We start from the raw sequence: 12,020 nt of genomic DNA, 5'->3' as shown, positions 1-12,020 counted from the left end.
TGCAAATGCCCGGCCCTTTCATTTCGTGCCTGCCTGGATAAAACCCGGTGCAGCTGGCGATCAGGCGCTTTCGGGGTAGCTGTATTCGAACACCCGCACCACTTCGGAAGCATGCCACGACGCGGCCTCCATACCGTCGATCGGGCCGGAAAAGCGCCCCAGGCGCTCTACGCATTCGAAAAAGCCGGTACGCGGCAAGCGGCTGGCGCCCTGGCTGATGACCAACGAACTGCGCAGCGGTTGCTCGGCACGCGCGTCCAGCACCGCCAGGTATTCCAGCGCAGCGGTGAGTGTCTGCATGGCCGGGCTGGGCAATTGCAAGCGCTCGATCAGCGCTCTGTAAGTCAGCAAGTGACGTTGACGGCGGGCCAGGTCAAGCTCGCCCAGCAGGTTGTCCCAATGCTGACGGCTGATCCTGACCTGGCTCATGATGGCTCGCTCCAGCCTGCGACCCCCAGGTGCCAGGCCAGGGCACGGCGGATGGCGGCATCCGGGTGGCGTTCGCCTGATTCGATCATGGCCAGGTAGGCCGGGCTGACCCCAACATTGCGCGCCAGTTGCTCAGGCGCGATGCCCTTGGCCTGGCGGATCTGTGCAACTTCACTGAACGCCGGCAGCGCTGCAACGGCTGCGGCTGGAGCCGGCTCGCAGGCACCGGCCTCGGCAGGTGCCTGCCCTGCAGCCTGCAGCAGCGCCTGGTACTGCTCCCAGGGAACCACGGCGTACTCGGGCTGACCGTCGCGGCTGATGACCTGAATACCCATTACAAACCCCTTCAACAAGGATTACAGCATGCAATCCATACGGCCTATCTGGGGGAGCCGGCATAGGCGTTGCAATACAGCGCGGCAACCCTGCCCTCTCATCCAACCGGATGACAGCCAATAGCGAACGGCAATCGGGCTGCTCCCCTTCTGTTATATCTCATTGTAAGAGATTTCCAGCAGGCGTGCTTGAGAGCGGACATCGTCAGACGAGGTCGGCCCCCAATGAATGTCACCGCCAGTTTGCAATCGCTGAAGCACCCACAGAATCAGAGAACAAGTATCAAGATGGATCGTTGACTTCCCTGATCGGAGCGCCGATACATTGATTGAAGACGAGCTCCAAAGCCTGGTCATTGCCTTGAAAAGACTCGATATTCGCCGCTACCCACTGCTCCTGGCCAACCCGTCCCCAGGTAATCTCGAAACCAGCGTTCACGACTAGCCATTCAAACAGAACACGCTGAGCCCGACCATTACCTTCACGGAAGGGATGAGCGACATTCAAGGTTCCATACGATTGAGCAACGGAAACCACGAGCGAATCACGAGAGTAGCCTTCAAACCAGCCCGCCCGCGCCATTCTGGAAAACTCTTTCGCTACCTCTGGCTCGATACGGTCCGGTACACAGAAGTGGCTATGGCCCTTGCTGATCTTTACGGATCGAGTTTCTCCAGCCCAACTGTAGATACTGGAAAACAGACAGCGGTGAATTCGTTTTAATGTACCTAGATCGTATGGAGGCTCTTCGAACTCCAGCTGCGATGCCGCTACCTGGGTGAGGTAACGCTCAGCTTCCGTCAGATCCTCTGCATTGCGCAGATTGAGAAGGTTCTTCAGGACGTCCGTGTCAGGGTAGCAATCAGGGTCTTGATAGACCCCATACTTGTCGACACTCAAGCCTTGAGTTGCCGCACGGCTTCGCGTGCAGCAGCACGGGCAGGCAACTTCGCTTTGCTGTCGTCTGGCGGCACGATAAAGCCTTCAAGGCGCAGGCTGTTTGCGAAATTCGCAGTGCGATGCTTGGCGAACCACGCTTTTTTGGCGTGCAGGCTTAGCTTGTCCATGGACGAGTCTCTAATGTCTGTAGGTGTCATTGTAGCCGACAGACTCCTAGCCAGGCCAGCTACCCAAAAGTTCGGTTTTACCGGGTATTGCGCTCCAGGCGCAGTGCTTCCGGTGTCGCGGGCAGCCGCTCGACCACGCGTAGCCGCTCGGGTGCCTGGCTGTCGCGCCAGGCTCTGAAGCGGGCCAGTTCGTCGGCCACGGTTTTCAGTACCCAGCCCAGCACTGCGATGTCGTCGAGGAACCCGACGCCCAGCAACCAGTCGGGGATAGCGTCGATGGGGCTGACGAAATACAGCAGGCCAGCGACGATGGTCACCAGCGCCTTGGGGCTGATGGCGCGGTATTCGCCGCGCCACCAGGCCAGGCACAGCGACTGCAGCAATTTCACGTCGTCACGCAACTGGCCAAGGCGTGGGCCTTTGCGCGCCACGGCGAACAGCAAGGCCGGCAACCGGCCGCGGCTGAGCAGGCGCTCGGCCAAAGGCAGGAAACGGGCGAAATTCCAGGGTGCGCTCATGGAACCTCCGAGAGGGAAAAGGTTATCCACATTTATTGTGGATAACCTTGTGAACAGGCCACAGTTTCTGACCCTGGGTGCCTGCCAGGCAAGGGCCCCGGTCAGATCGGGCGTTTTTTACACAGTCGTTACAGGCTGTTGCTACCAGCGCCGCGAGCGACTTGCGTCAGAAGCGTCCTACTTCTTCACGCTGCATTTCCTCGGACAGTATCAGCAGTGGCAGGTTCGTCCAAGCAGCTAAAACGAAAACGCCCCGTAAAGACGGGGCGTTTTCGGCAAACAGCCAGTATTACTTGGCAGGGGCTTCGGCAGGCGCTTCAGCGGGGGCTTCAGCGTCCGGCTCAGCGCCTTGCAGCTGGGCCGGGTCCTTGATGGCGATCAGTTCAAGATCGAACACCAGTACCGAGTTGGCCGGGATCAGCGGGCTTGGGCTTTGTGCACCGTAGGCCAGTTCAGCCGGGATGAACAGCTTGTACTTCTCGCCAACGTGCATCAGCTGCAGGCCTTCGACCCAACCCGGGATGACGCCGCTCACCGGCAGGTCGATGGGGCTGCCGCGCTCGACGGAGCTGTCGAAGACCTTGCCATCGATCAGCTTGCCTTCGTAGTGTACAGTCACCACGTCGGTCGGCTTGGGCTGCGGGCCGTCGGCTTTCTTGATCACTTCGTACTGCAGGCCCGAAGCGGTGGTGACGACACCCGGCTTCTTGGCGTTTTCCTCAAGGAACTTCTTGCCAGCAGAGGCGGCTTCTTCACTGGCCTTGGCCAGGCGCTCTTCGGCACGTTTCTGCAGCGAGGTGAAGGCCTCTACCAGCTCTTCGTCCTTGATACGCTGTTCTTTCTTGCCAACGGCGTCTTCGATACCGAGGGCGACTGCTTTGGAATCAAGGTCTTCCATGCCTTCCTGAGCCAGGCTCTTGCCCATGTTCAGGCCGATTCCGTAGGAGGCTTTCTGCGCCGGGGTCTTCAGCTCGGGGCTGCTGGCCTGTTGATCACAGCCAGCCAGTACCAGGCCAACCAGGGCAACCGCAGCCGCCAAACGATGCTGTTTCATGTCATTTCCTTGTTCATGCGCCATAAGGGCAATCAGGGTAGAAGCCGCGAGCTTATCAGGCGTCCCCAACCCATGGCTACCGGCATAAGAGCCAACAAACAGGGAATAGTTCCACAGCCTCGCGCACGGCAGAAAAGCCTTGCGGCTGCCGGTTCCACCTCAAGGCGCTGAGCGCCCTGCTGACAGCGCCGGCTCAGGGGTAAACGCCCTCGCGGTACTGCCCGGCCACTTCGCGCAGCACCTCACACACCCACTGTCCCGGCAGGCTTTGCGGCAGGGCCGCATTGCGACAGATGCCCACCGAGCCACCGGGTTCACGCACACCCAGGTCAAGCTCGACCAACTCGCCACGGCGCAGGTCAAGCAGTACGGCATCGCGCGGCGCCACCCACACGCCGTCACTGCTCAGCAGGTAGCGCCGGCTCAACGCCAGGGACAGCGTTTCCAGGCGCTGCGCCGGCATCTGGATGCCGCATTGCACGAACAGGCTGTCGGCATGCTGGCGGATGGTGGTACCCGCAGGCGGCAAGACCAAGGGGTAACGCCCTACCTGGCCGCGCTCGACGGGGGTGCGGGCCAGCAGTGGGTGACCCGGGCGTACCACCAGGCTCATCGACTCGCTGTACAGGTGCTCGAACGACAAACCCTGGATTTGCGGGCTGTCGGTCATGCGCCCGACCACCAGCTCCAGTTCCCCCAGGTGCAGTTGGCCAAGCAGCTGTGCGCTGACCCCGGTCACCACCCGGATCACCAGCGCTTCATGACGCTGATGCAGGCGGCAAAGCACTTCGGGCATGAGCAGGCCCTCGACCGTGGACAACACGCCGATGCGGACCTGCGACGGCGCCCGGGCCTCGCCGCGCAGGCTGCTAACGCCATCGCGCAGGGCTTGCACGCTGGGCCCGGCATAGCGCATGAAGCGCGTACCGGCTGGCGTCAGCTCGACCCCTTGGCGGCTGCGTGCGAACAGTCGGGTTTCCAGCAGGTCTTCGAGCTCCTTGAGGGTCTTGGAGATCGCCGGCTGACTGATGGCGAGCATGTTGGCAGCCCTGGCCAGGCTGCCCTGCCGGGCAATCTCCAGAAAGCACAGCAGGTGGCGGTACTTGATGCGGGTGTCGAGGTTCATGCCGGCAAGCTTACCGCATCGCCACCTGTAGCGTATCCGGGTCGCGCTGCCTGTTCGGGCCTCTTCGCGGGCTCGCCCGCTCCCACAGATTCATCGCAGGGCTTGAGGGCTGCGCTGTACCTGTAGGAGCGGGCAAGCCCGCGAAAGGGCCGGCACTGGCAATACACGAGAATCAGGCCACAGCCAGTTCCACCGCGTCACCCTTCAACCGCACCGGCCACACCCGCAAGCGCTGCCCGCTGTCCTCCAGGCATTCCCCAGTGTGCAGGCTGAAATGCTGCTTGTACAAAGGCGCCGCCACCACCAGCTCACCCTGCACGCTCCCCACCAAGCCGCGGCCGATGATGTTGGCCCCGGAGCGTGGGTCGCGGTTGTCCACCGCGTACAGCGCTTGGGCTTGGCCAGGCAGATAGAACAGCGCCACCTGGGCACCGTCGAGCCACACCACCACACCGGAGTCGGCCACCAGGTCTTGCGCCCGGCACACGGCCTGCCAGTTCTCGCGTTTGTTCACAGCAGCATTGGACAGCATCATCAGACAGCCTCCTCGACAGTGGGGATCAGGTGCAGCGGCGCGGCAGGCCGGCGTTGTTCGCGTTCACGCACGAAGTGCACGTCCGGGTCGGCGCGCTGGTCGTTGACAAAGGTCCGGAAGCGCTTGAGCTTCTCAGGGTCGTTCAGGGCGTTGGCCCATTCGCACTGATACTGGTCGACCACATGCTGCATCTGCGCTTCCAGTTCGCTGGCCAGGCCCAGGCTGTCGTCGATGACCACCTGTTTCAGGTAGTCCAGCCCGCCCTCGAGGTTTTCACGCCACACCGAAGTGCGCTGCAGCTTGTCGGCGGTGCGGATATAGAACATCAGCACGCGGTCGATCAGGCGTACCAGGGTTTCGTCGTCCAGGTCGGTGGCAAACAGTTCGGCATGCCGCGGGCGCATGCCGCCGTTACCGCACACGTACAGGTTCCAGCCCTTGTCGGTGGCGATCACACCAATGTCCTTGCTCTGGGCCTCGGCACATTCGCGGGTGCAGCCAGACACGGCGAATTTGAGCTTGTGCGGGCTGCGCAGGCCCTTGTAGCGGTCTTCCAGGCGCAGGGCCATGGCCACGCTGTCCTGCACGCCGTAGCGGCACCAGGTACTGCCCACGCACGACTTCACCGTGCGGGTCGATTTGCCGTAGGCATGGCCTGTTTCGAAACCGGCCTCGATCAACTCCCCCCAGATGAGCGGCAATTCGTGCAGCTGGACGCCGAACAGGTCGATGCGCTGGCCGCCGGTGATCTTGGTGTACAGGTCGTACTTCTTGGCCACCTGGCCAATCACGATGAGTTTGTCCGGGGTGATTTCACCCCCCGGAATACGCGGCACCACTGAGTAGGTGCCGTTTTTCTGCATATTGGCCATGAAGGTGTCGTTGGTATCCTGCAGCGGCACCAGCGCCGGGTCCATGATCGGCTGGTTCCAGCAGGAGGCAAGGATGTTGCCCACCGCCGGCTTGCAGATGTCACAGCCGGTGTGGCCCTTGCCGTGACGGGCGAGCAGTTCGCTGAAGGTGCGGATGCCCTCCACCCGCACCATGGCGTAGAGTTCTTGCCGGGTGTAGGCGAAGTGCTCGCACAGGCTTTTGTCCACCGCTACACCGCGGGCCGTCAGTTCATGCTCGAAGACTTGCTTGAGCAAGGCCGCGCAGCCGCCACAGCCGGTTGCCGCCTTGGTGCAGCCCTTGACCGCAGCCAGGTCGCTGCAGCCGCTGTCGACGGCGGCACAGACTGCACCCTTGCTGACGTTATGGCAGGAGCAGATGGTGGCGCTGTCGGGCAAGGCGTCGGCCCCCAGCGCTGGTGCTGCGCCGCCTTGCGGCAGGATCAGCGCGGCAGGGTCGGCCGGCAGGGCAATACCATTCTGGGCATACTGCAGCAAGGTGTCGTAATAGCTGTTGTCGCCAACCAGTACCGCACCCAGCACATGCTTGCCGCTGGCATCCACCACCAGCCGCCGGTAGGCGCTGTTGGCTTCGTCGATGAAGCGGTAGCTGCGTGCACCGGGCGTAGCACCGTGGGCATCACCGATCGAACCGACGTCCACCCCCAGCAGCTTGAGCTTGGTCGACATGTCGGCACCGCTGAACGGCACCGGTGCCTCGCCGCAGAGCAATGCCGCCAGGTTGCGCGCCATGCTGTAGCCGGGCGCGACCAGGCCGAACACGCTGCCGTTCCACGATGCACATTCACCGATGGCGAAGATGCGCGGGTCACTGCTGCGGCAGTGCTCGTCGATCACTACCCCGCCGCGTGGGGCGATGTCCAGGCCGCAGGCACGGCCAAGGGCATCTTGTGGGCGAATGCCAGCGGAGAACACGATCAGGTCGGTTTCCAGGTATTGGCCACCGTCGAAGTTCATGCGGTAACGGTAGGCGTCGCCCTGGCTGATCGACTGGGTGGCACGCGACAGGTGCACCCCCACGCCCAGCGCTTCGATCTGTGCCTTGAGCGCTGCGCCGCCCTCGCCATCCAGCTGCACCGGCATCAGCCGTGGCGCGAACTCCACCACGTGGGCTTCCAGGCCGAGCGACTTGAGGGCGTTGGCTGCTTCCAGCCCCAGCAGGCCACCCCCCACCACCACACCACGGCGGGCGCTGGCGGCGGCAGCGCGAATGCCATCGAGGTCGTCGAGGGTACGGTAGACCAGGCGGGCATCACCGCTGGAGCCCTCGATCGGCGGCACAAAGGGGTAGGAACCGGTCGCCAGGACCAGTTGGTCGTAGCCGTAGCGGCCTTGAGCGGTAACCACCTCGCCCCGCTCGCGATCGATCTGCAGGACCGCTTCGCCAAGGTGCAGGTACACGCCGCTGGCGGCGTAGAAGTCGTGCTCGCACAGGGCCAGGGTTTCGGCACAGCTACCGCCAAAGTACTCGGACAGGTGCACTCGGTCGTAGGCGCGCTGGCGCTCCTCGCCGAACACCCGTACCTCGAACTGCTGCAGGGCGCCGCGGCTGACCAGTTGTTCGACACAGTGGTGGCCGACCATGCCGTTGCCGACGATGACCAGTCGCTCTCGTTGCCCGCTGCTCGCTGTTGCCTTCATAAGCCGATCCTCGATCAAAAAAAAAGCGCCTGGAGCCGAAGCTCCAGGCGCCTTTGCCTGTATTCATCACGGTAGGGGGCCCGGTTGATCGCCGTTGATCAGTGGGCTTTGTTGTTACATGGGCTAAGCAGGGAGTGTGCCAAGCCCGTTGCCGGGGGTGGACACGTTACGCGCAAACCCGCGCCTGCACGGGCCTGCACAGCGTTCCAGGCCTTTGCAGCAGCGGGCTCGCTCGCCCGCCACCCGGCACCGGCTGCGCACATTCACAGTGCACTGCAGCCCATCGCGGTGCACATCAGTACACGTCACGCCGGTAGCGCCGGGCCTGGTTCAGGCCGTCGACGTAGGCATCAGCCGCCGCCGCATCCATGCCGCCATGCTCGGCGACAATCGCCCGCAAGGCCGCGTCCACATCCCTGGCCATGCGCTGGGCATCACCGCAGACATAGAAGTACGCCCCGGCCTGCAACCATTGCCACAGCTGCGCACCGTGCTCGAGCATGCGCGTCTGCACGTAGATCTTTTGCGCTTGGTCACGCGAGAACGCCGTGTCCAGCCGCAGGTGCCCCGTGGCTTGCCAGGCCTGCAATTGCGCCTGGTAATAAAAGTCGCTCGCAGCGTGCTGCTCGCCGAAGAACAGCCAGTTCGGCCCGCTGGCGCCGCGCGCTTCGCGCTCTTCAAGGAACGCCCGAAACGGCGCAATGCCAGTGCCAGGGCCGACCATGATCAACGGCACACCATCGTCCTCAGGCAGGCGGAAGTGCTTCGACACCTGCGGGAAGATCCCCACCTTCAACGCCTGTGCCCGGTCGGCCAGGAAGCTGGAGCACACACCGTTGCGATCACCGTAGCGCACCGTGGAAACGGTCAGGTGCACCTGTTGCGGGTGCGCCAGTGGGCTGGAACTGATCGAGTACAGCCGTGGCTGCAACGGCTTGAGCAACGCGAGCCAACTGGCCAGTGGCAGTTGCTGCGGGAAGGCGCGCAACACATCGACCAGTTGCCGGCCCCACAACCACGCTTGCAGTTCGGCCTTGCACTCAGGCTGCAGCAGGCGCTGCAGGTCGGGGGCATTAGCGGCGAACACCTGCAGTTGCTGTGGGGTGACCTTGGCGATTTCCAGGTGTGCCTGCAGGGCTTCGGCCAGCGGCATGGCGGGCTGGCCCTTCAATTCCACCAGCGCCTGGCCGTCGAGTTGCATCAGCGCCAGCAGTTCTGCGACCAGCGCCGGACAATTGCGTGGCCAGACCCCCAGGGCGTCGCCGGCGGCGTAGGTGAAACCGCTGCCACTGAGGTCGAAGACCAACTGGCGGGTTTCCTTGCTGGCACCGGGGCCGTTGAGCAGGCGGTTTTCCAGCAGGGTAGCCGCCCAGGGCTGCTGCTTGGTGTAAGCCGCCACGGGTGCCGCTGCGCCGGCCGGCTGTGCCGCGGCGGTGCTGCCCAGGCTTGGCAGCAGCGCCTCCAGCCAGCCGGCAAACGCTTCGTCGAAGTCGGGCTCGCACTCCACCCGTTGCAGCAGGCGCCGGCCGCCCAGCTCGGCCAGCCGCTGGTCCAGCTTGCGGCCAAAACCACAGAACTGCTCATAACTGGAGTCGCCCAAGGCCAGCACGGCATACGGCAGCTCAGCACAGTGGCCGCCCTCCTCACCCTGCAACGCCTGCCAGAAGTTCGCGGCACTGTCGGGGGCCTCGCCATCACCGAACGTGCTGGTAATGAACACCACGCTGGCAGCACCGCGCAGTTGGCTGGGGCGGGTCGCCTGCATGCAACTGAGCTGCACCTGCAGGCCTGCGCCGCGCAGGCGTTCGGCGCAGCGCTCGGCCAGCACTTCGCAGTTGCCGGTCTGCGAAGCCCATACCACCTGGTGCAGCGGCTGGGCTGGCGCCGCGGCCGGTGCCTGGGCCGGGGTCGCGAACAGCCCGGCCAGCAAGCCGTCAACGAACATACGCCGGCTGGCCGGCAGCGGCGCACTGGCCGGCAGGCTGGGCATAGCGTCGGCGCGCGCCTGGGCCAGCCCCAGCAGAAAACCTTGCAGATAGTGGCGCTCGTCTTCGGCCAGCACCGGGGCCGGCAAGGTGTCCAGGCCTAACAGGCGGGACAAGGTGGCGGTCGGCATGCTGGCAGGCTCGGCAACGGAGGTGTGCAGTTCAAGGGCATCGATACGCTCGCCGGCAACCCGCTGCAGGGCCACGGCGCAGTGCTTGAATGCGGGCTGCAACGACAGTGGGTCGAGCGCATCGCAGGTGACGGCATTGATGGCCAGCTGCTCACCGAACAGGTCGTTCCAGTGAAACGGCGCAAAGCAGTTGCCTGGCATGACCCGGTCGCTGATACGCGCCGGGAGCACGGCCTGGCCACGCCGCGAGCGAACGGCCACCTGGTCTTTCTCGGCAATGCCCAAACGGGCGGCATCTTCCGGGTGGATTTCAACGAACGGGCCGGGCTCTAGCTTGTTCAGCGCCGGTACCTTGCCGGTCTTGGTCAGGGTATGCCAGTGGTGCTGCACGCGGCCGGTGTTGAGCACCAGGGGGTAGGCGTCATCCGGCAACTCAGCGGCGGGCAACCAGGGCCGGGCGAAGAAGCGTGCCTTGCCACTGGCCGTGGGGAAGGCGATAGCCGGCCGCTGCCCTTGGTCATCGAGCAGCAGCGCCTGGCTGCTGCCATCGTTCAGGTAACGCAGCGGGCTGCGGTGCTGCTCGCGCCCCGGGGCGCTGGGCCACTGCCGGGGTTGCTGACGCAGGTCGGCATAGCTGATGCCACGCAGGTCATAGCCGGTGGCCGGGTTGTGAAAGCGGCGAATTTCCTCATACACCGCCTCGGCGTTCGGGTAATCGAAGGCCTCGCCATAGCCCATCGCGCAGGCCACGCGGGCGATGATCTGCCAGTCCGGCAGGCTTTGCCCGGGGGGCTCGACAGCGCGGGGCATCAGGGTCAGGTTGCGTTCGCTGTTGATCATCACGCCCTCGCCTTCGGCCCACAGCGCGGCAGGCAGCAGGATATCGGCGTAACGGTTGGTTTCGGTGTCGAGGAAAGCGTCCTGGGCGATCACCAGGTCGGCCTGGCGCAAGCCGTCGAGCACCTGCTGGCGGTTGGCGACACTGGCAACCGGGTTGCTGCAGATGATCCAGCAGGCTTTCACCTCGCCGGCCTTGAGTTGCTCGAACAGGGCCACCGTTCCCTCGCCGGCTTCGCTGCGCAGGCTACCGGGTGGCAGTTGCCACTGCTGTTCGACGAAGACACGGTCGGCCGCCACCAGCGCCGAGCGCTGGCCGGGCAAGCCGGGCCCCATGTAGCCCATTTCGCGGCCGCCCATGGCATTGGGCTGGCCGGTCAACGAGAACGGCCCGCTGCCAGGGCGGCAAATGGCACCGGTGGCCAGGTGCAGGTTGCAGATGGCATTGCTGTGCCAGGTGCCATGAATGCTCTGGTTCAGCCCCATGGTCCAGCAGCTCATCCAGTTGCCGGCGCTGCCGATCCATTGCGCGGCCTTGACGATGTCGGCCTCGGCCAGCCCGGTGATGGCGGCCACTTGTTCGGGGCTGTAGTCATCGAGCAAGGCGGGCATGTCGTCCCAGCCTTCGGTATGGCGGGCGATGAAGTCCGGTTGGGTGTGGCCATTGCGATGCAGCAGGTGCAGCAGGCCATTGAGCAAGGCCATGTCGCTGCCGGGGCGCAGCTGCAGGAACAGGTCGGCCTTGTCGGCCGTGGCGCTGCGCCGAGGATCTACGACGATCAGTTTGGCCCCTGCCTTGACCCGGTCGAGCAGACGCAGGAACAGGATCGGGTGGCAGTCAGCCATGTTCGAACCGATCACCAGAAACACATCGGCGTGCTCGAAATCCTCGTAGCTGCCAGGCGGGCCGTCGGCGCCTAGCGACAGCTTGTAGCCGCTGCCGGCACTGGCCATGCACAAGCGTGAATTGGACTCGATGTGGCGGGTGCGAATGAAACCCTTGGCCAGCTTGTTGGCCAGGTACTGGGCCTCCAGCGACATCTGCCCGGACACGTAGAGCGCTACGGCGTCTGGCCCATGCTGGTCGATGATGCCACGCAGGCGCTTAGCACTCTCGGCAATTGCCTGGTCCATGTTGGCGCGCACTGGCGGCTGGTTGCGTTGCTGGCGCAGGTAGGCGTCTTCCATGCGCCCGGCCGCCGTCAGCGGCAAGTGGGCGGTGAGGCCCTTGGTGCACAGCCGGCCGTAGTTGCTGGGGTGCTGCTTGTCGCCGCTGATCTTGCCGACCTTGCCATCGGCAACGCTCATGACGATGCCGCAACCAACCCCGCAATACGGGCATACGCTGCGCACTTCGTTATTGACCATGGGCGGGCTCCTGTGGAAACGCAAAAAGGCGCCGGCTGCCCCGGCCTGCAGCAGCAAGCGGGGGCAACACGGCGCCTTTGTC

10 protein-coding genes are annotated in these 12,020 nt (G+C 64.3%); all 10 read right to left on the bottom strand.

Annotated features, from left to right (window positions below; all coding sequences use genetic code 11):
• Positions 1-60: 60 nt before the first annotated feature.
• The gene (locus FPB55_RS06130) at positions 61-429 is read right to left on the bottom strand and encodes a hypothetical protein (RefSeq protein WP_009686241.1); all 369 of its coding nucleotides are present in this window, start codon (positions 427-429) and stop codon (positions 61-63) included.
• Positions 426-764, bottom strand: coding sequence for a helix-turn-helix transcriptional regulator (locus FPB55_RS06125; protein WP_047149705.1), 339 nt, complete (start codon positions 762-764; stop codon positions 426-428). The genes FPB55_RS06130 and FPB55_RS06125 overlap by 4 nt, the downstream gene beginning before the upstream one ends.
• A gap of 283 nt (positions 765-1,047) precedes the next feature.
• Positions 1,048-1,665, bottom strand: coding sequence for a Fic family protein (locus tag FPB55_RS06120; RefSeq protein WP_009686238.1), 618 nt, complete (start codon positions 1,663-1,665; stop codon positions 1,048-1,050).
• Complete coding sequence (locus FPB55_RS06115) at positions 1,662-1,832, bottom strand: YhfG family protein (RefSeq protein WP_132476346.1); 171 nt, start codon at positions 1,830-1,832, stop codon at positions 1,662-1,664. The genes FPB55_RS06120 and FPB55_RS06115 overlap by 4 nt, the downstream gene beginning before the upstream one ends.
• Positions 1,833-1,909: 77 nt before the next feature.
• Positions 1,910-2,350 carry a YkvA family protein gene (locus FPB55_RS06110; protein ID WP_029885873.1) on the bottom strand — a complete coding sequence of 147 codons (441 nt, stop codon included), beginning with the start codon at positions 2,348-2,350 and terminating at the stop codon, positions 1,910-1,912.
• Positions 2,351-2,639: 289 nt separating this feature from the next.
• Complete coding sequence (locus tag FPB55_RS06105) at positions 2,640-3,404, bottom strand: FKBP-type peptidyl-prolyl cis-trans isomerase (protein WP_009686235.1); 765 nt, start codon at positions 3,402-3,404, stop codon at positions 2,640-2,642.
• A 193-nt stretch (positions 3,405-3,597) separates the two neighbouring features.
• Positions 3,598-4,530: a pca operon transcription factor PcaQ gene (gene pcaQ, locus FPB55_RS06100; protein ID WP_054905609.1), complete on the bottom strand. Its 933-nt coding sequence runs from the start codon at positions 4,528-4,530 to the stop codon at positions 3,598-3,600.
• A 172-nt stretch (positions 4,531-4,702) separates the two neighbouring features.
• Positions 4,703-5,065, bottom strand: coding sequence for a nitrite reductase small subunit NirD (nirD, locus tag FPB55_RS06095; protein WP_054890372.1), 363 nt, complete (start codon positions 5,063-5,065; stop codon positions 4,703-4,705).
• Entirely contained in the window at positions 5,065-7,617 is a 2,553-nt protein-coding gene (gene nirB / locus FPB55_RS06090) for a nitrite reductase large subunit NirB (RefSeq protein WP_144187753.1), read from the bottom strand. Before nirB ends, nirD begins: the two co-directional genes overlap by 1 nt.
• 295 nt (positions 7,618-7,912) lie before the next feature.
• Positions 7,913-11,938, bottom strand: a complete 4,026-nt coding sequence (locus FPB55_RS06085) for a bifunctional nitrate reductase/sulfite reductase flavoprotein subunit alpha (RefSeq protein WP_144187751.1) — start codon at positions 11,936-11,938, stop codon at positions 7,913-7,915.
• Between the last annotated feature and the right edge of the window lie 82 nt (positions 11,939-12,020).

Source organism: Pseudomonas sp. BJP69 (assembly GCF_007633355.1).
GTDB classification, from domain to species: Bacteria; Pseudomonadota; Gammaproteobacteria; order Pseudomonadales; family Pseudomonadaceae; genus Aquipseudomonas; species Aquipseudomonas juntendi.
The sequence above is the reverse complement of the archived record's forward strand: the minus strand, read 5'-3'. Positions and strand labels throughout refer to the sequence as shown.